The sequence below is a fragment of the Acinetobacter guillouiae CIP 63.46 genome, assembly GCF_000368145.1.
Taxonomy (GTDB): Bacteria; Pseudomonadota; Gammaproteobacteria; order Pseudomonadales; family Moraxellaceae; genus Acinetobacter; species Acinetobacter guillouiae.
On sequence record NZ_KB849283.1, the window covers coordinates 2,077,003 to 2,096,243 of the forward strand.

The following is a 19,241-nucleotide window of genomic DNA, read 5'->3' on the forward strand; positions in this document are numbered from 1 at the left end:
GCTTTAGAAAAGATTAAAAATTTACTCAAGAACAAACAAGAACATAAAAAATAAAAGAGTTTATATGTACTAGCTCAAACCAGATCTGACAGTTATCGATATTTGATTGAGACTGTCAGGTTAAATTTAAGCTAAATTCTTTTCAACCCACAGATGCACCCCTAAAATAGAACAATAAACAGCCGTTTTTAATACTATTAGCAAAATACCCCCCGATAGGGGTATTTAATTTATTGTTTTTTAGCCAGATATATTCCACTTAGAATTAAAAAAACAATCTGGCAAAGAAGCCAAACTAAAACAGAAAAATTTGAACATTTAACTATTGAATCGTAAATAATTTCTTTATATGACACAGTTTCGATCATGTTTAATAGAGTCAATTCCAACACTAACAGTATAAATATTAATCCAACATAAATGTATTTGTTTTTTATAAAAATCAATATGATTGCTAGTATTATTGATAAAAGACCACACATACCAAGCATGGATGGATCATTCGCCGATACTCCGTTTAGTTCTTTAAAATAGGTAACTGTGTTAACAGCTATATATTCGTAAACACATAAATCTTGACCAAACTTATCAATTGTATATCCAGCTACACCAGATAAAAATAAGAATACTACTGCTAAATATTTAATCATGACTTATAAACTCAATTTTAATGATGGGTCAAACTTCCAAGTTTCAACTTGTCTTTCTGGATCAGCGCGACAAGTTCCTTCACATCCATCGGGAATCGCAATAACATCACCGTTAAGAGCCAATTTTATAGCTTCTTGCCATTTCCATGATCGTGCATATACTGCATTTTCTAATCGTTTTTTTGGAATTTCACCTTTTATCCAACTATTTAGAGCCTTTTCCCCTGCATTATAAAAAACGGTTGATTCTTGCAAGGTAAGCTTTCTACCTAAAATTTTTCCACCACGCACTACATTTTTTGCAACCAAATCCATCGCAACTGTTGCATCTGTACAAATGACAACAAATGTTTCATACAACCAATCAGGATTTCTTTTATCTATATTCATCAATTCAGCAGCTAATCCTAATTGCATTTCGCCAAAACCATAACTATTATGAGGATATACTTCTCCTAGATTTAGATAAAAAGACAAAAGATTTTTCCTAAAAGCCCAAACTCCATGCATTTTTTCTTCAAATACAATAGATGCAACAATTTGCGGATCTATGCCATTATTAGCTCCTGCACTTTTAATTTCATTTCTAAGATAGGCAACCATTCTTAAACCTTCAGGCACTGGATAAGTCGTCGGAATAATTCGATTAGGAACCCTGTGTTCATCTTCTTTTAGGGTTTTATCCTGAAATAATTTTAGATCATATTCTGTTATCAGAGGCTTAGAATTAGCTTCTTTTATATAAGTATGACCGTAAATAACAATTCTAGGATTATATTGTGTCCCAGATGGAAGAAATATTTTAAATGAAACTGTAGTTTTGTCAGGTACTTCTTTGGGATTTAAGTCAAATGAAACCTCTACCCCTAAGCCATTTGCTTGTATAGCAACTTTATTTGTAGTTCCTACTCTTCCAGCACTAGTCACAAAATTAGCAACATAACTAAATTTACTGAAATTTAAAATATTCTTACTTTCTTTAATTTTCAATCTTGCGTAGGCTTTTGTCATTGTTCTTCTTCAGTGTAAGTATATTTATCTAATAAGTGGAAATTAACAATCTCTTGCTGCTCTGTATAAATAGGTTTGGTATAACCTTCTTCATCAGTTACGCCTTCTATAAGCGCACCAGATTCAGTCACTGCAAAGTACGCCTTATTTTTATAAGGAATATTTTCTGCATCAGTTAATTGGACACTTAAATTGAACTTACCATCATTAGGTAAGGGCAAAATAGGAAAATGAGCAACCACCTGTTCACCAGATTTAAAAATATGTTGTCCCGCTTTAACTTCAAATTTTCCAGCCATAATTGCAGTCACTTTAATTATGTTTATGTTATAGTCAGAATATACAAACCTTTAATATAACTTATCAATGACTTTAATTGTTGCAATTAATTTAAACAATTATCTTTTTTTAGCTAGTGACCAGAGATTAACTATTGAATGTGAACCATCAACTGGTCTACCACCTCGTATTCATCATGATGGATATAAAAAAATACGATACTGGAAACATGGCGCTATAGTCACATCAGGTGATGTTATTTTAATGGATCTGTTTTACAAACAGTTAATTCTAAAAGAAAATAAACCCGAATCAGAGCTAGATTTAATTTTAACTTCTAGAATAGCGAGAGTAATGTATCTACAGTTGGGATTTCCTGCTGCTCAAATATATGGCTGTGCTTTTTTCTCGGTTTATACTGAAGGTAAAGTAAAACTCATTCACCTATCCATTAAAGAAGACTCTATTGAATATGAAACTGTTAAACCTATGCACGCACATTTTTCATTATTTGCAGGATTGCCAGATGATCCAATTTACCAGCAATTTGTAAATTACTTAAAAAATGTCCAATCATTTGAATCATTCAAAGATTTTTACAACTATCACATGGAATTATTGAAATACTTTTATAAAAGACAATATTCATTTGATAAATCAATGACCAGTACTTTCGATTTATTTATTCAAAATAAAAAAAATGGAAAAGGCTTTACACAAACAATTAAAAATTTATGAAATCTGTTCTCTTGATGCACTAATAAATAATTACCTCGTTCAACGAAAGTTATGACTCATTCAGATCAAAGCTCACAGTACTGTAGTCGTGATTTTAGAAGACGGCTATTGACAGCTGTATTCAAAGGATAGCCTAGAAATCTAAATACGCTTTCAATTTTAGGGAAAACATCATTATTGAGTTTAATCTGATATATAGCAATGTCAGACTAGACTCAGTTAAATGAAAGTCCAATCAATAAAATAATTAAATCTATTAATTTATGATCTTTTAATTTCGTTCGTTAAAATTAGTGAGAAACAACATAAAATATAGGGACATATCTACAACTAATCCTCCTCAAACAACACTACCCCAACCCATCCAAAAAACACCCCACCAACCTCTCCCGATCATCCACACTGTTTTCACCCTGAAGCTGAACCATTGCCCCATCAATCACAAACAAGAACATATGTGCATCTTGTTTTGAGGCATTTGTATTGCTGGTTAAAAGCAGTTTATAAATTTCATCAATCAGCCAGTTTCTATAATCAACCACGATTTGATAAGCATTGGGATAGCGCTTTTCAATCTCAAAAATAGCCTTAAACGGTAGATGATAAAACCCTTCCAGATTGGCATGTAAAAAGATAATATGCTTAAGCTTTTCATAAACAGTAAAGTCTTTCTTTTTATAAATCAGCGCAAATACTTCTTCTTTCAGCGCATCTTTTTGAAAGGTTAAACTCATTTCAATCAAACGCTCTTTAGAATAGAAGTATTTATAAAACGTGGCTTTGGGAATTCTGGCAGACTCAATAATACGGTTTACCCCAACATGATGAAATCCGTATAGGTTAAAGAGTCTTCGAGAGGTATCGAGTACCCTTAAAGCTCGAAATGAAATATCTAAATTTGACATATATTTTCCCTATAAATATTTTTTGTTTTAATGAGATAAAACCACTCTCGATCTTGTTATAAGCAAAGAAGCATCAAAGGCTTCAAAAGGTAACCAGAGTGGATCTCAAGTTTTATTGTTGATATTTTTTAGGTATAACCAGCCAATGTCTAAAAGCCCAAAGGCTGTTAAACCGTACTAAACGCTAATCTGAAGGTTTACGAATAAAATACATGGCCAACTCCTGAACAATTCAAAATTCTGCCAATGTATAAAAATTATGGTGGCAGAACGAAAGAAGGTTGACAGACTGGTTCGACCCCAGCACACCCGAAGGTGTCCCTCTCCCGCCCTACCGCAACGAGAGGGGACGAGAAGTTTACATGCAAAACTATCCCTCAGATGGAATAATTCTGATGTAGTCGAAAAACGGTCTGTCAAAACCGGCTGGCAATGTAGGCCAGCCAGCAAAGAATAATCGGAGATTTTTCGGGTGTCAATGCTGTATTTTTCTTAAAACATTAAAATTATTATTATTTTTCAATCAATTAAATAATTGATTATGATTGTATTAAACCAGCGTATTTGATCAATTCAACCGATCAACACACCTTATTATTTTTAGTTCTGGCATAAGGCGTAAACCAAAAACCAAACTGGCTTTAAGCAAACTGGCTTTAAGCAACTTCAGTCTGCCCAACATGATGATAAGAACGATTAAAATAAACCAAGCTTTGATCATGTTCACTTTGTTGAATTGCCACAATACGACAAATAAAAATCGTATGTGTTCCAACTTCTTGAATTTGCTCAATCTCACAATCAAAATTCACCAAAGCATCATCTAAAACTGGTGCGCCAGTTTCTAATTCTGTCCAAACACCATGTTTAAATCGTTCTTCTGGGCTTAATTTAGACGAAAACGCTTTAGAAATATGCTGATGATGTGCACTTAAAACATTCACAGTTAAAATTTTATTTTCAACAAAATGCACATGCGAACTCGCCGCTTTATTCATACAGACCAATAATGTCGGAGGCGAATCCGTAACACTACATACGGCAGACGCAGTAAATCCGTAACGACCAGACAAACCTGTCGTGGTAATGACACTGACTGCACTGGTCAACAAAGACATTGCATTTCTAAAGTCTGTTGCTTCAATCATTTCATTGTTCCTAAATTGAACCGTACTTTTTTAGATTTAGCATTACCCTGCTATTCCGTCATGTAGGCACTGCATCTGGATGAGTTTCTCAGTAGAACAGATGTTCTCTAAATTGTGATCAGGGTTTCCCGTTGGGTCTTGGATATCCATTCACCCAAACAGATCACCCTTTTTACACCACAATATCGTTGAATACTAGCGGCTAAGTTCTTTACGAACGATTTCTGCGCCAGCACTTAAGGCATTAAGTTTGCCTCTTGCAACTTCACGAGATAAAGGAGCCATACCACAGTTAGTCGATGGATAAAGCTTATCTGCATCTACAAACTGAAGTGCTTTTCGTAATGTGTTGGCAACTTCTTCTGCTGTCTCAACGGTATTGGTTGCCACATCAATAGCACCAACCATTACTTTCTTACCACGGATCAATTCGATTAAATCCATTGGTACACGAGAGTTTTGGCATTCTAAAGACACAATATCAATTTTAGATTGTTGAAGTTTAGGGAACGCTTCTTCATATTGGCGCCATTCTGAACCTAAAGTCTTTTTCCAATCTGTATTGGCTTTGATGCCGTAGCCATAGCAAATATGCACCGCAGTTTCACATTTAAGCCCTTCCAGCGCTCTTTCTAAAGTCGCAACACCCCAGTCGTTGACTTCATCAAAAAACACATTAAATGCAGGCTCATCAAATTGGATAATATCCACACCTGCAGCTTCTAACTCTTTGGCTTCTTCATTGAGGATTTTGGCAAATTCCCAAGCAAGTTTTTCACGGCTTTTATAATGCGCATCATACAGCGTATCAATCATGGTCATTGGACCAGGTAACGCCCATTTAATCGGCTGATTGGTTTGTTGACGTAAAAACTTGGCATCATCAACAAAAACAGGCTTTTGACGAGACACCGCACCGACAACAGTTGGTACGCTTGCATCATAGCGATTACGAATGCGTACAGTCTCACGTTTCTCAAAATCAACACCGTTGAGATGTTCAATAAACGTGGTAACAAAGTGTTGGCGGGTTTGTTCGCCATCACTGACAATATCGATCCCAGCGTGTTGTTGCTCTTGCAATGACAAGCGTAAAGCATCTTGTTTGCCTTCAATTAATTGCTCATCTTGTAATTTCCAAGGTGACCAAAGTTTTTCAGGCTCGGCAAGCCAAGAAGGTTTTGGCAGGCTGCCAGCAGTTGAAGTCGGTAATAATATTTTCATAATCAATAATCTTGTCTATCTAGGTAAATTAAGCAACGTAATTTGCAGACCACTGCTCAAGGATATGTTTGTATGGCTTGATGAACTGCTCTTCAGTAAATTTGCCTTGCTTAATCGCCAACTGACCACGCTCTTCTCGGTCATACACAATACGAGTAAGTGAATAATCCTGATGTTTTAAACTTGGTTGGTAAGATTTACCTGCCACAGAATTCGCGTTGTAAATCTCAGGTCGGTAAATCTTTTGGAAAGTTTCCATGGTGCTGATAGTCCCGATCAACTCAAGGTTAGTGTAATCACTCAGCAAATCACCACGGAAGTAAAATGCCAAAGGCGCAACACTATTAGGCGGCATAAAATAGCGAACCTGCAAACCCATTTTTCCAAAGTATTCATCTGTTAACGAATATTCATCTTGCAGATATTCAACACCCAATACTGGATGCACATTTGCAGTACGGTGATACACCTTGCTACTTGAAACACTAAGACAAATCACAGGTGACTTTTTAAAGTTTTCTTTATACGCATTTGAATTTACAAATGCGTTGAAAATTTTCCCATGAAGCTCACCATAGTTTTCTGGCAGGCTAAATTGATCTTTATTTTTATTATGTTCTAACAGCAATACACTAAAATCATAATCACGCACATAAGAAGAAAAATTGTTGCCCACAATACCTTCGATACGTTGATTATTTTTGTGATCAACAATATTGGTTTTCAATATTTCAATCGTAGGGAAAGTCTCACCGTTGCCTTCGATATCAATATCAACTGAAATGATTTCTAGCTCAACAGAATAACGATCTGCTTCAGGATTATCCCAATGCGCTAAGGCATTAAAACGATTGTCAATCATCGTTAGGGTATTGCGCAAATTGTCATGGCGGCTCTCACCTCTTGCTAAATTGGCAAAGTTGGTTGTGATACGCGTATTATTAGAGGGATGATAGTTTTCGTCGAAACTAATGCTCTTAATCGTAAATGTAAAATCTTTACTCATGATGATCTGATACCCTAATTTCTGAAATAAACCTGAATTTTTTTCATGCTCTTTCTGAACCATCCAATTTATCTTTGGATCTATCCAGTCAATAGTATTTCCCGTATTTTCTGACTTGTACTTGGTCGCTCAATTCAGAATCAACGATAATCTTATCTATCGTGAAGCGCTTGGTGTAATTTATACCGCAATCCGTACATGAATAAAAATGATATAATTTCACAAAAAAGTGAACCAAATTCATGTTTAGGGGTGAGTATCATGAATAAATGGATTGTGCGGCTACGATGTTTGATCAAAACTCAATAGATGAGTGACCAAAATTGCTGTTAAAAGCGTATATAAACAAACTGATGTGATTGCTAATGTATTGCGCCGTATTGTGTTGGTTGCTATTTGGCTTTTTTCTTGGCTTAGTGAATTGAGAAGAAATGAAGATCAAAAATATTATTTTGATTGATCATTTAACTTTTCTATTGTGAGGCTGTTGGGTAAAAGTCACCTATTCAAAGATTTTAATAACTTAAAATCCGTATATATTTGAAAACAAAATTATTTACACATCCTTCACTAATTTTTTTCATATTTATAGCCTTAAACGATTTCGCTGAGATGTTTATACACCATCCAGTTATATCCAAAATCAACTAAATAACATCGTAATATTTTGGGCAAAACTATAATTTTAAGCATGCAATAATAGAGTCAGTATCATTTTGCAAAGAATGGATTGAAGGTAAAAAAATCTAACAATTCAAACCCACCCAGGATATAAAGTTGATCCACTTCACATTATGCGATTAAAATATGGATAATTTTTTTCTTGAAAATATATAAAAATTTACAATAAAAATGAGTAGCTTAGTCGTTTTCAATCATCACAAAACGAAATATTCCCTATTTATTTTCAGGTTTTTTTATGGTTTTTATAATTAAACAATGTATTCCTCTTAACTTTTCCATTAAAATAAGCCAAATATCTTTTTGTAATTCGTCACCACCCTCTCCTATTGTACCTATTGAGTGGTAACACGAATAAAACATGCCTTTGAAAATTCGCGTGGCTAATAAACTGTAATGACTCAAGCAACTCAGCATCCTATGGAATCCATTTCCAACATCCGTGTATTGGATGAATGGCAAGAAGAAATTCCAGAGGATTTATATATTCCTCCTGCTGCATTCGAAATTCTGCTTGAACATTTCGAAGGACCACTCGACTTTTTAATTTATCTGATTCAAAAAAATGGTTTCGATCTTTTACAGTTAGATATTGCCCCGATTGCAACACAATACTTGTCTTATATGGACGGTATGAAATCGTTAAATATCGAGTTAACCGCTGACTATATGGTAATGGCAGCATTATTGGCAGATTTAAAATCTCGCTTGTTATTGCCAAAACCAAAAACCATTCATATTGAAAAAGATCCAAAACAGGAATTAATCGATCGCTTAGAGACCTATTTACGGATTAAAAAAGCAGCTGAACGTTTAGGCCAGATGCCTGTTTTAGACCGAGATACTTTTACGACCCATGTTGCGATTGGTCATATTCCAAAAGTGTATGAAGGTTATGACGTTGAGATGTTAAAAGATGCCTTGTATTGCATTTTTAACCGCCCTGAACCCATAACCCATAAGATTGAACAAGAACCTGTATTACTTGAAGAACGCATTGCTTATATCGAATATATGATTGAATCTGGAGAAGTTCTCAGTTTCCAAGAATTACTCAAGCCAAACCAAGGTCGAATGGGCATGGTGGTTACATTTATGGCAATCTTGGAGCTGACCCGTCAGCAAAAAGTCCAAATTATTTCTTCTGGTGTTGAGGCCCCGCTTGCAATTCAAGGAGCAACGGCATGACCATTGATCAAAATAATGCCTTTAATGTTGATGAATTACATCACGAAGTTCTGATGCAACTTGAAGCGATTATCTTTGCAAGTGATGCCCCTGTATCGCTTGCTCGCTTAAAAGAAGCATTTCAAAATCAGTATTCTAAACAACAGTTGCAACAGTATTTACAGCAATTGTCTGTGTTACAACATGGTCGTTCAATCGAACTTGTCGAAACAGCTCAAGGTTATCGTTTTCAAGTACGGGCAAAATACCGTAACGTGATTGCGCAAGTTTGGCCAGATCGACCAACTCGATTATCGCCGTCACTGTTAGAAACAGTTGCAGTGATCGCTTATCATCAGCCAGTAACCCGTGCTGATATTGAGCAAATACGAGGGGTTACAAATAATAGTCAAATACTCAGGACTTTGTTTGATTGGAACTGGATTAAAGAATCTGGTTACCGAGAACTCCCAGGTAGACCCGCGTTGTTAGTGACAACGCCACAATTTTTAAATGCTTTTGGTCTAGTGTCTTTAGATCAATTGCCTCCCCTACAGGATGCCAAGGAAGCTTTTATGATTTTGGATGCGCAAGCTGCCAAGTCTTAAATAGGTGCACTGTTGATGATTATTTCTAAGGTTATGCTGTCATGAGTGAAAAATTGCAAAAGGTACTCGCACGAGTGGGTTTGGGCTCTCGCCGTTATATGGAAGAGGTCATTGCCGCCGGTCGTGTAAGTGTCAATGGGCAGGTTGCTCAAGTGGGCGAACGTATTGAACCAGGTGATGAGCTTCGCATCGATGGTCGTAAAGTTCAGTTCCAAATTGAAGACGAAATTCGTCGTCGTGTATTGATTTACTACAAACCTGAAGGTGAAATCTGTTCTCGTAATGATCCAGAATCTCGCCCGACTGTGTTTGATCACTTACCTCCCATTTCCAATGACCGTTGGGTGATGGTGGGTCGTCTAGATATCAACTCAACAGGTTTATTACTTTTTACAAATGATGGTGAACTTGCCAATCGTTTAATGCATCCCTCAAATGAAATCGAACGTGAATATGCAGTTCGAGTCATGGGTGAAGTAACGCCTCAACTCAAAAACAACATGACAAATGGCGTTGTTTTAGATGATGGTCCAGCAAAATTTGAATCTTTCTCTGAAATTGGTGGTGAAGGGATCAATCGCTGGTACCAAGTCGTTGTAAAAGAAGGTCGTAACCGTGAGGTTCGCCGTATTTTTGAATCACAAGGTCTAAAAGTAAGTCGCTTGCTCCGTACTCGTTACGGTACTGTGATTTTGCCTCGTGAACTTCGTACAGGTCGTTGGATGGAACTTGATAAAACTGATATCGATAATTTAACCAAAGCTGTTGAACTTAAACCACGTCAAGGCACAGGTTTATTTGGTATGGCAAAACGTCGTACTGAACGTATGCAAGACAAGCCTATGGCTGCGCGTCACGGTGGATTCCTGCGTCAACAACGTCGTGATAGCGAAGGTGAAGAAGCTCACAACCATCAAAATGATCGTCGTGATGCTCAGCCAAGTGCAAACCAATATGGTCAAAATCGCACTGAAAACCGTACTGACAATCGCAATGAACGCTCAGAAAACCGCTTTAATAAAGCACGTTCTGGTGGCAACAGCTACAACAATGAGCGTGCTGACAACCGTGGTAATAGTTTTAATAGCAACCGTTCTGAAAACCGTTATGGCAATCAACAAAACCGTAATCGTTCAGAAGGCCGTTATAATCCAAACGAGCGTCTAGATCGTTCAGATCGCCAAGAACGTAGTGAACAACCTGAAAAGAAAAAACCGTTTGTTGTGACAAAAGGTTTTAAAAAGTTCTAAGTTCTGAATAGACTTAAAGAGCAAAAGCCACTATTTTTAAATAGTGGCTTTTTTTCGTTTCAACTATGCGCTACATCATGCATTAAGGTTTAAATATATTCCTGTAGGCTATGCCTCAGCTTGTGCTGTAAACAAAACAGTGCAAAATCCTTTAAGCAATATGATCTTAATATGGTAATAACAAGATGAATAAAAAATACCTGATCCTCATTCCCTTATTTCTTATCTGGTTTATTGCGTCTATATCGATAGCATATCAAGGGCTGTTTTATTCAGAGTATCTGATCAATTTTCTTAGAAAGAAACCACAGGATTATGGTTATCCACTTTTTCAGGTTGTCATTTTATGCTCAATTTATGGCCTATGGATGTGGAGCTATGCCTATTTACTTTGCTCAGAAACAGCCATTCGCAGACCATTTCTTAGCTATGCAGTCTGTTCAATCTTACCGATTGTTATTCCAGTCTATGGCGTAATAATACTGATTTACTCACCACCTGATATAATCACTTTTATTCTAATCAGTTGTGCAACCAGCCTATTTCATTTTTTATTATTGCCTATTCTTATGCCTATCTATCGCAAGTATATTTATCCTAAACAAAAAGCATCAGTTTAATCGTTTTATATATCAATAAAATACTCCTTGCGCTACTACAACAGTAGCTCTCCCTGTTAGAAAAAGAGGGAGAGCAACCTGAGACTAAATTAATTAACTTCAGTAATACCCCCCTCCTTTTTCAAAGGTGAGAAGTATCAACTTCGCAAAGAGCAAGATTTGAAATCCTTCACTGACTGGCAGCAACTGAATCCAGCAGCTCTCACATAACAAAAATCTAAATCACCTGTCTGGTTCCTTGTGGAATTGAACTCAATAAGCGTTTGGTATAGTCATGCTGTGGTGACTGGTACAACTCATCCGAATTGGCAATTTCAACGATATCACCATGGTTCATCACCATAATTTGATCCGAAATATATTTCACCACAGACAAATCATGTGAGATAAAAATATAACTTAAGCCAAATTCATCTTGCAGATCTTGAAGTAAGTTCAGGACTTGTGCTTGAACCGATACATCGAGTGCTGAGACGGATTCATCACAGATTAAAATTTCAGGTTTTAAAGTTAAACAGCGTGCGATTGCAATACGTTGACGTTGTCCCCCAGAAAACTCATGCGGATAACGATCAAAGGCTTGCGCAGGTAAGCTCACTCTTTCCAGTAATTCCAAAGCCATTTTTTTACGTTCAGTATCATTTGCGCCAATTTTATGAACTTGCATTGGCTCCATCAAAATTTGCCCCACGGTAAAACGCGGATTAAGTGAGGCATAGGGATTCTGAAAAATAATCTGAATCTTACGTTGATACTGGGCAAACTCTTTTTCAGACATTGCCAAAATATCTTTACCTTGAAATAACGCTTGACCGCCAGAAGCTTGTTGCAAACGCATCAACAATAAACCAATGGTGGTTTTACCTGAACCAGATTCCCCGACGAGCCCTAAAGTCTTACCTTTCGCCAATTGGAAAGATGCCCCTTTGACTGCCTGAAACTCATCTTTGCCAAATAGCCCTTTACGACTAAAAAATGATTTTTTTAAATCACGTACCTCTAAAATAATTTCTTCACCGCCAACAAGGCCTCGCTTGCGCTCCGCAAAATCCACCTCAGGCAAACTCACCGCCTCAGTCACAGGTGCGTCTTGAGCTTGCATAAAATCACTAATAACGGGTAAGCGATATGGACGATGCGAAAGTTGCGGACGGCATAATAATAATGCTTTGGTATAGGCATCTTGTGGCTGTTCTAAAACAGCTTTTGCTAAACCTTGTTCACGAATTTCACCATGACGCATCACAATCACCTCATCAGCAATTTCACTCACCAATGCCAAGTCATGGGTAATAAACAACATCGACATTTGACGGCGCTTACGTAAAGCCTCCAACAAATCCAATATTTGTTTTTGGATGGTGACATCTAATGCGGTGGTCGGTTCATCAGCAATCAGTAATTTGGGTTCACAGGCGATTGCCATAGCAATCATGACCCGTTGTTGTTGACCGCCAGACAGTTGACTGGGGTAAGCATCAATCTTGCTTTCAGGGGATGGAATCCCAACTTCAGTGAGTAATTCCAAAGTGCGTTGTCGTGCTTGTTTACGCCCCATATTTAAATGGATACGCATAATTTCAGCGATTTGATCACCCACTGTAAACACAGGATTAAGTGAAGACATCGGTTCCTGAAAAATCATGGCAATGTCTTTACCACACATTGCACGCATTTGTTTACTGCTTAAACTGAGTAAATCTTTGCCTTCAAAAATAATTTTACTGTTTTCAGCAATACGAGATTGGCCTTTGGGTAATAAACCCATGGTTGCCAATGAAGTTACGGATTTGCCACTGCCAGATTCCCCAACCAAGGCCACAGTAGTATTGGCAGGAATCTGAAACGAAATACCTTTTACGGTTTCAATAAATTGCTTATTTTCACCCTTAAAACTCACACTCAGATTTTCAACACTGAGTAGCACAGGAGGTGTCGCTTGTTGTTCTGACATCTTTAGGCTCCTTATTTTAGTTTAGGGTCTAATGCATCACGCAATGCATCTGTAAACATTGAAAATGCGGTCACAAGCACGGCCATCGCTACTGAAGCTGCCACCAATTGCCACCATTTACCTAAAATCAGCTCACTTTGCGCCTCATTCAACATGCTGCCCCATGACACCACCCCCACAGGTACACCAAAGCCCAAGAAGCTTAAAATCACTTCAGACTTAATAAATGCAACCACCAAAATAGACATCTGAACCAACGCAATATGACTTACATTGGGGAAAATATGCACGAACATCCGTCGGGTATTACTGACACCAATTGCTTTGGCTGCCAGTACATACTCGCGTGAATTATGTTTCATATATTCAGCACGAATTAAACGGAATACTCCAGTCCACCCCGTTAATCCCAAAATTAAAACAATGGAAAGAATGCCCTTTTGTTGCAGTACAGCAGCAATCGCCAACACCAACAATAGATAAGGTATCGAGGTAAAAATGTTATAAAACCAGTTTAGAATATCATCGACCCAACCACCGAAATAACCAGCAATTGCCCCTAAGAATGTGCCGATTACCACGGCCAGCAATGCCGAGATCAAGCCCACAATAATTGAGGTTTCTGCGCCTTTAATGGTTTTTAGTACAACATCCTGTCCCCATTTATCTGCACCGAAAGGCAAGGTTTGTTTGAGTTCACTTTGCTGATCAAGTAAATGCCCACCCAATTGCTGATCAATGGCTTTCATATCTTCTGCAAGCGGATCTTGAATACCGTAGTAGTCAATCGCGCCACCTGAAGCTTGTTCTGTTGCAATTTCAGTATTTAACTCTTTGATCACATCTTTTAAAGGATCAACAGGATTTTCAGGTAAGGCCTCTACAGTTGCGGCTTTTTTTGCAGAATCTTGCGTGTTTTGATCTGCCCCGATAAATGTAGGTGGCGCATAACTCACGGCTACTTCTTTATTCCAATTTGATGCAACCACACCCGTCATGGAGAGTACCAATATGATGAAATAACACAGCAACACCAATAACGATAGCATAGCAATACGATCTGCTTTTAAACGTCGCATCGCCAATCGCCATAAACCAGGAGAAGTCTGTTGTTCTTGGGCGTCTACTTTTTTCGATAAAATTCCGAGCATCATCCCACCTACTTCAACTGTACGCGTGGATCAACCACTTTATAAATCAAATCAGCGATCAGGTTAAAAATCATGGTCGCAGCGGCAACATAGACCGTGATTGCCTTAATCACTGGAAAGTCGCTTCGTTCTACTGCAATAATGACTTCTCGCCCAATCCCCGGAATACCAAAAAATCGCTCAATTAAAAATGCCCCAATCAATAACGCTGGCAGGCTCGACATCACATCGGTAATAATCGGAATAGATGCATTACGCAGTACATGTACGCCTAAGATACGTCCCTCACCCACTCCTTTTGCTCGTGCAGTACGGACATAGTCCTGATTGACTTCATCCAAGACAAAGCTACGGTATAGACGTAAAGTCGGTGCAATACTCACCACCAACATGATTAAGATTGGCAATAGTGCGTATTGCAATAGATTTTCACTGAGACTATCGCTCCAACCTTGTACAGGGAACCATCCCAGCTTATAGGCAAGACCGTACTGAAATACGATGATATAGACCAAAATACTGATCGACATCCCAATGGTACATAACAACATCACCATACGATCCGTCAATGAACCACGTACCGAAGCAACAGCCAAAGCCAGAATGATTGAAATCACGGTTTGTAAAATTGTCAGTGGAATGATGATGGTCAGCGATGGACCTAAACGGGTCAGGATAATGTTTGAAACTGATTCCCCAGTACTCCAGCTATTGCCATAATCAAAAGTCAGGATTTGCTTAATAAAAATCCACAATTGAACGTAATATGGTTGATCTACCCCAAGTTGCTGACGAATATTTTCAATCTGTTCAGGGTTTGCCATTTTTCCAGCAAGGATATAAGCAGGATCTCCGCCCACCCAGTTAAATAGAAAGAAAATCAGCAACACGACTCCCAACATGGTGGGAATCATTTGCCATATACGGCGCGTGATATATGCCAGCATAGTTCTAATTCCTTTTAATCACGTTGACCGGTAATTTCTTGAAAGAATGCCTTGTTATCCGGTTCTCTGCCCAAGAAATCAACCACCAGCTGCTCTGCTTTCTTTTGTCCACCTTGTGACAAAATCGCTTTACGATAACGTGCTCCAACCTCTGGATTATTTAAGTTATCGCCAAAAGCAGAAAGCATGTCTAAGGCCATCACTTCAGACCACATATAGCCATAATAGCCGACTTGGTATCCGCCCATAATATGACCAAATTGTCCTGGGAATTCTGTGGTCGGCACATACCCTAAGGCGGTTTGGTTTTCGAGTTTTTTCCATACATCTAAAGGCTGGGTTTTTAAAGCATCTGCGGTATGCAGTGCCATATCGTATTGTGCGTATAAGGTTTGACGAGAATAGAACAAGCCACGACCATAGTTTTTAACGGCTTTTAATTTACCAATTAATTCATCATCGACACGTGGACAGGCTGGTTTACAATAATCGGCTAAGGTCGACAGCGTTTCTTTACGACGTGCCCATTCTTCATACATCTGTGACGGTGCTTCAACAAAATCTCGCTCGACTGAGGTACCAGATTGCGAGGCGTAACGGGTGTTTGACAAAATTCCATGTAAGGCATGTCCAAACTCATGCACAAAGGTTTCCAGTTCATCACTGTTTAAACCTTTACGGTTAAAGTTGGTGACTAAGGCTGAAATCGGTTTACGCTGGGTCAGGGTACTGCCACCCTTAACGCCCCACACCGCTGCATGACCATACTTTCCTTCACGTGGAAATTTATCGATATATAAACCACCTAAAAGCTGACCTGTTTTCTGATCTGTTACATCGTAATATTCAACTTCATCTTGCCAGACATCAACTTTGGCAGGCTTAAATTCAATCCCATATAGATTTGATGAAATTGCAAATAACCAATCTTGTGATGCTTGGGTCGGAAAATATTCACGCATTTTTTCTTGGTCAATTTTGTACTTTTCTTGACGTAATTTTTCGCTCCAATAGCCCTCACTCCAACGATTAATTTCCGCTTTTTCCACTGGGATATTTAAGCTTTTGGCCTTAAATTCACGCAGTGTTTGCACTTCTTTTTTCTCTAATGGCGCAACCGTACTATGTACTTCATTGAGAAATTTATTGACCGTTTCAGGATTCTTAGCCATACGATTTTTCAATGCCCAATCGGCATAACTGGCTTTACCAAATAATTGTGCAAGTTCATGCCGTAAATCAATCGCTTGTTTAAGTAATACTAAATTCTTTTCAGTACCACGGCGGGTATAAGCAATTTGATAACGTTTACGTGCATCATCACTGTCTGCCAATTCCATAAAAGGACGGTATTCTGGGTAGTCAAAGCCCAATAGATAATTGCCTTTTTCATTTTTCTTTAGATTGGCAATATAACTTTCTGGTAAGCCTTTTAGCTCGGCTGGGGTAAATTCTAATTTATCAGGATTATCTCGAATGTTGCGGGCATATTCTTGTTGAATCTTGGTCAATTCATCTAAAATCACTTTTAAACGTGCTTGTTTTTCTGCGGGAAGTTGTACCCCTGTATCTTCAAAACCATCTAAAATATCTTGGCGATATTTACGGTCAATCTCATCACTTGCTTTGGTTTTTTTAATTTGCTGATAAAGCTTTCCATCTTGATAGACTTCAGTTTGAAACTGACTGATTTTAACTTCGCAATCTTCTGCGGCTTTACGTAAATCTGCGCTTGGGTCAACATTACTGGCTAAATTAATTGGCCCATAAAAATCTTCAAACTCTGCAAAAATTTGATCCCACTTTGCCAATACTGCTCCAGCAGGCGCATTATTTTTGAGTTTAACTTTGGCAAATTCAGCCAACTTGGTTTTAACGTCTGCAATTTTTGCATCACATTGGGCCGGGATATCTTTCGCCTGAAACTTGGGTAAAGTACTGCGTTCAGTTTCTGCAAAGGCCCATTGCCCCATACCCATTGACAACATACAGAGTGTGGTTAATTTAAATCGCTTCATTTTCATTTTCTCCAATCTTTCATTTATTCATTTTCAAATTTCAATCTGTTTATTTTTAAGCTTTTGATAGAGATTATTTTTTCATATCAAAATACATCCATTCCGATGGAATAATCGGATGCTTTTTAAAGCCGATGACACGTGGTTGCGCCAAAGCATTGCGATAACGCGTCGACGCCATTTGTACCGGCATATACACTTCTAATATCCGCGCCATCTTATGATATAAAGCATCACGCTCAGGACCCGGTTTCAATTTTTGGGTTTGTTCATATAAGCGATCATATTCAGGTATTTTCATACATGCACTATTGGTTGCATGGATATTCTTTCCATAAAACAGTTGCATAAAATTATCTGCATCGGGATAGTCGGCAATCCAAGCTGATCCCTTAAACATGGTTTTACATTGTTTTTCAGCTTTTAAACCTTCCGCAAAAGGTAAGGATTTGGTGGTCATTTTGACCTTGATATTGTCTAAAGTCTTTTTCCAAAATTCAGCACTTTGCTGACTACGTGTACTATTTCCATAAACAGTTAATTCAATCAGTAAGGGTTTGCCATTCGGCAAGGTACGCCAGCCATCGGCTGCAACCTTATAATGATAACGATCTAACAGTAAATTGGCCGCTTTGACGGAATAAGGAATACTGGTTTTATAGTTTGGATCATGCCCAATCACCCCATAAGGGATGGGGAATTGTAAGCGTTGTGCATCACCCTTCATCAAAATCTTAATTTGATTATCAGGTGAAAAGGCCATGGCCATGGCACGGCGTAAAGCAATTTTTTCTTTACTCAAACCACCAACAACAGGGTTTTGCATATTCCAGTAATAATAATCAATTGAAGGATCGGCAATACGGGAAAGTTGAATACCTTTTTTGGCAAGTTCGGGTTTAAGCTGACCGTCTTGGATGGCTTGAACACTGAGATCACCATCCAACACAAATAAATCAGTTTCATCTTTACTAAATGATAACCAGCGTGATTGTGATTCTTCCATCACTTGAATATCGACCACACCGATTTGCGGCATTTTTTTGCCTTTCATCGCATCTACAATTTTTTGATCTTCTGGCGTGGATGCTTTGAAATCCCAAACATAACCACGAAAATCTGGATTGGCTTTCAGGATAATCCGTGAGCCAGGTGTCCATTTTGCCAAGACATAGGGACCCGTTCCGACAGGATGGGCCATGGCAAAACCAGACCGATCTCGATAGTGTTCAATCACTTCTCGTGCAACTGCGCCAGCTGGTTGATGTGCCAACAGCATTGGGAAGTTTTGATCCACTTGTTTTAGTTTAATCACCAAGGTATAACGATCTGTGGCCTGAAGCCCTGCAACAGGTAGATCATAATTAAACTTGCCTGTTTTTTTAGCTTGCTCAAGCACTTTGTCCATGCCTAGAATTTTGTCATCAAACAACCAACTATTGGGCGAATGCAAACTTGGGTCTAACAACCGTTTATAAGAAAAAACATAGTCTTGCGCGGTTAATTCACGGGCTTTGCCTTTAAATACAGGATCTTTGGCAAAATAAATTCCTTTTTGAATTTTAAAAGTATAGGTTAAACCATCAGCACTGACTTCAGGCAGGCTCACCGCGGTACGGGGTACTAATTTGGCGGGTGTTGCTAAATAATCGTAGGTATATAAGCCTTCAAATATTGAATTATGCACATGCGCAGAATAAAGATCTTGTGTGCCTGCTGGATCAAAACCCGTTTCTGCAACGGGGAAAACATAACGTAAAACTTTATTTGGATCCGCTGGGCTTTTGGCAAATACATTCATCGTGCCTGTCAGGAGCATACCGCCCAAGAATGCACTGACCCCAATCTGCTTTAACTTTTGCTTTAAATCATCCTTCATCATTT

Annotated in this window: 16 protein-coding genes and 1 pseudogene; 5 read left to right on the forward strand and 12 right to left on the reverse strand. The window is 38.2% G+C overall.

Annotation, left to right across the window (positions count from 1 at the left end):
* Positions 1-230 precede the first annotated feature (230 nt).
* From F981_RS14745 to F981_RS14755, 3 genes are read right to left on the reverse strand one after another with little or no spacing between them, the layout of a single operon-like run.
* Entirely contained in the window at positions 231-650 is a 420-nt protein-coding gene (locus F981_RS14745; RefSeq protein ID WP_004722863.1) for a hypothetical protein, read from the reverse strand.
* Positions 651-653: 3 nt separating this feature from the next.
* The gene (locus F981_RS14750; RefSeq protein WP_004722865.1) at positions 654-1,661 is read right to left on the reverse strand and encodes a hypothetical protein; all 1,008 of its coding nucleotides are present in this window, start codon (positions 1,659-1,661) and stop codon (positions 654-656) included.
* Positions 1,658-1,960: a hypothetical protein gene (locus F981_RS14755; RefSeq protein ID WP_004722868.1), complete on the reverse strand. Its 303-nt coding sequence runs from the start codon at positions 1,958-1,960 to the stop codon at positions 1,658-1,660. Before F981_RS14755 ends, F981_RS14750 begins: the two co-directional genes overlap by 4 nt.
* Before the next feature lie 67 nt (positions 1,961-2,027).
* On the opposite strand from F981_RS14755, the gene F981_RS14760 reads away from it, so the two are divergent.
* Entirely contained in the window at positions 2,028-2,678 is a 651-nt protein-coding gene (locus tag F981_RS14760) for a hypothetical protein (RefSeq protein WP_004722870.1), read from the forward strand.
* Between the two features lie 350 nt (positions 2,679-3,028).
* On the opposite strand, the gene F981_RS14765 is transcribed toward F981_RS14760, so the two are convergent.
* The 4 genes from F981_RS14765 to F981_RS14780 all read right to left on the reverse strand — a co-directional run bounded on the left by F981_RS14765 (position 3,029) and on the right by F981_RS14780 (position 6,961).
* The gene (locus F981_RS14765) at positions 3,029-3,583 is read right to left on the reverse strand and encodes a TetR/AcrR family transcriptional regulator (RefSeq protein ID WP_004722872.1); all 555 of its coding nucleotides are present in this window, start codon (positions 3,581-3,583) and stop codon (positions 3,029-3,031) included.
* Between the two features lie 656 nt (positions 3,584-4,239).
* Positions 4,240-4,731 (reverse strand): flavin reductase, encoded by a 492-nt coding sequence (locus tag F981_RS14770; RefSeq protein ID WP_004722874.1) that lies wholly within the window; start codon positions 4,729-4,731, stop codon positions 4,240-4,242.
* Positions 4,732-4,926: 195 nt separating this feature from the next.
* The gene (locus tag F981_RS14775; protein WP_004722875.1) at positions 4,927-5,955 is read right to left on the reverse strand and encodes a methionine synthase; all 1,029 of its coding nucleotides are present in this window, start codon (positions 5,953-5,955) and stop codon (positions 4,927-4,929) included.
* Between the two features lie 28 nt (positions 5,956-5,983).
* A complete protein-coding gene (locus F981_RS14780) occupies positions 5,984-6,961 on the reverse strand; it encodes a DUF1852 domain-containing protein (protein WP_034610135.1) in 978 nt (325 codons plus the stop codon).
* Between the two features lie 1,077 nt (positions 6,962-8,038).
* Between F981_RS14780 and F981_RS14790 the strand changes: the two genes are divergently transcribed.
* The 4 genes and pseudogenes from F981_RS14790 to F981_RS23375 all read left to right on the forward strand — a co-directional run bounded on the left by F981_RS14790 (position 8,039) and on the right by F981_RS23375 (position 11,287).
* The gene (locus F981_RS14790) at positions 8,039-8,830 is read left to right on the forward strand and encodes a segregation and condensation protein A (RefSeq protein ID WP_004722880.1); all 792 of its coding nucleotides are present in this window, start codon (positions 8,039-8,041) and stop codon (positions 8,828-8,830) included.
* Positions 8,827-9,417, forward strand: coding sequence for an SMC-Scp complex subunit ScpB (gene scpB, locus F981_RS14795; RefSeq protein WP_004722881.1), 591 nt, complete (start codon positions 8,827-8,829; stop codon positions 9,415-9,417). Before F981_RS14790 ends, scpB begins: the two co-directional genes overlap by 4 nt.
* 41 nt (positions 9,418-9,458) lie before the next feature.
* A pseudogene (rluB, locus tag F981_RS14800) lies at positions 9,459-10,346 on the forward strand (23S rRNA pseudouridine(2605) synthase RluB); the annotation flags it as partial.
* A gap of 506 nt (positions 10,347-10,852) precedes the next feature.
* On the forward strand, positions 10,853-11,287 hold the full coding sequence (locus F981_RS23375) for a hypothetical protein (RefSeq protein WP_004722884.1): 435 nt from the start codon (positions 10,853-10,855) through the stop codon (positions 11,285-11,287).
* Between the two features lie 217 nt (positions 11,288-11,504).
* Here the strand turns inward: F981_RS23375 and F981_RS14805 are convergent, their stop codons facing one another.
* The 5 genes from F981_RS14805 to F981_RS14825 form a co-directional block, all read right to left on the reverse strand.
* Complete coding sequence (locus F981_RS14805; RefSeq protein WP_004722886.1) at positions 11,505-13,241, reverse strand: ABC transporter ATP-binding protein; 1,737 nt, start codon at positions 13,239-13,241, stop codon at positions 11,505-11,507.
* Positions 13,242-13,252: 11 nt separating this feature from the next.
* Positions 13,253-14,392 carry an ABC transporter permease gene (locus F981_RS14810; protein ID WP_004722888.1) on the reverse strand — a complete coding sequence of 380 codons (1,140 nt, stop codon included), beginning with the start codon at positions 14,390-14,392 and terminating at the stop codon, positions 13,253-13,255.
* A gap of 8 nt (positions 14,393-14,400) precedes the next feature.
* Entirely contained in the window at positions 14,401-15,339 is a 939-nt protein-coding gene (locus tag F981_RS14815; RefSeq protein WP_004722891.1) for an ABC transporter permease, read from the reverse strand.
* A gap of 14 nt (positions 15,340-15,353) precedes the next feature.
* A complete protein-coding gene (locus F981_RS14820) occupies positions 15,354-17,363 on the reverse strand; it encodes a M3 family metallopeptidase (RefSeq protein WP_035371682.1) in 2,010 nt (669 codons plus the stop codon).
* A gap of 67 nt (positions 17,364-17,430) precedes the next feature.
* Positions 17,431-19,239 (reverse strand): ABC transporter substrate-binding protein, encoded by a 1,809-nt coding sequence (locus F981_RS14825; RefSeq protein ID WP_004722895.1) that lies wholly within the window; start codon positions 19,237-19,239, stop codon positions 17,431-17,433.
* Between the last annotated feature and the right edge of the window lie 2 nt (positions 19,240-19,241).

Excerpts from the sequence above, each read along its gene's own strand:
- F981_RS14780 (WP_034610135.1), bottom strand. The coding sequence starts at position 6,961 with ATGAGTAAAGATTTTACATTTACGATTAAGAGCATTAGTTTCGACGAA.
- F981_RS14810 (WP_004722888.1), bottom strand. The coding sequence starts at position 14,392 with ATGCTCGGAATTTTATCGAAAAAAGTAGACGCCCAAGAACAACAGACT.
- F981_RS14745 (WP_004722863.1), bottom strand. The coding sequence starts at position 650 with ATGATTAAATATTTAGCAGTAGTATTCTTATTTTTATCTGGTGTAGCT.
- F981_RS14815 (WP_004722891.1), bottom strand. The coding sequence starts at position 15,339 with ATGCTGGCATATATCACGCGCCGTATATGGCAAATGATTCCCACCATG.
- F981_RS23375 (WP_004722884.1), top strand. The coding sequence starts at position 10,853 with ATGAATAAAAAATACCTGATCCTCATTCCCTTATTTCTTATCTGGTTT.
- F981_RS14805 (WP_004722886.1), bottom strand. The coding sequence starts at position 13,241 with ATGTCAGAACAACAAGCGACACCTCCTGTGCTACTCAGTGTTGAAAAT.
- F981_RS14770 (WP_004722874.1), bottom strand. The coding sequence starts at position 4,731 with ATGATTGAAGCAACAGACTTTAGAAATGCAATGTCTTTGTTGACCAGT.
- F981_RS14765 (WP_004722872.1), bottom strand. The coding sequence starts at position 3,583 with ATGTCAAATTTAGATATTTCATTTCGAGCTTTAAGGGTACTCGATACC.
- F981_RS14755 (WP_004722868.1), bottom strand. The coding sequence starts at position 1,960 with ATGGCTGGAAAATTTGAAGTTAAAGCGGGACAACATATTTTTAAATCT.
- F981_RS14750 (WP_004722865.1), bottom strand. The coding sequence starts at position 1,661 with ATGACAAAAGCCTACGCAAGATTGAAAATTAAAGAAAGTAAGAATATT.
- F981_RS14825 (WP_004722895.1), bottom strand. The coding sequence starts at position 19,239 with ATGATGAAGGATGATTTAAAGCAAAAGTTAAAGCAGATTGGGGTCAGT.
- F981_RS14820 (WP_035371682.1), bottom strand. The coding sequence starts at position 17,363 with ATGAAAATGAAGCGATTTAAATTAACCACACTCTGTATGTTGTCAATG.
- F981_RS14790 (WP_004722880.1), top strand. The coding sequence starts at position 8,039 with ATGACTCAAGCAACTCAGCATCCTATGGAATCCATTTCCAACATCCGT.
- F981_RS14760 (WP_004722870.1), top strand. The coding sequence starts at position 2,028 with ATGACTTTAATTGTTGCAATTAATTTAAACAATTATCTTTTTTTAGCT.
- F981_RS14775 (WP_004722875.1), bottom strand. The coding sequence starts at position 5,955 with ATGAAAATATTATTACCGACTTCAACTGCTGGCAGCCTGCCAAAACCT.
- scpB (WP_004722881.1), top strand. The coding sequence starts at position 8,827 with ATGACCATTGATCAAAATAATGCCTTTAATGTTGATGAATTACATCAC.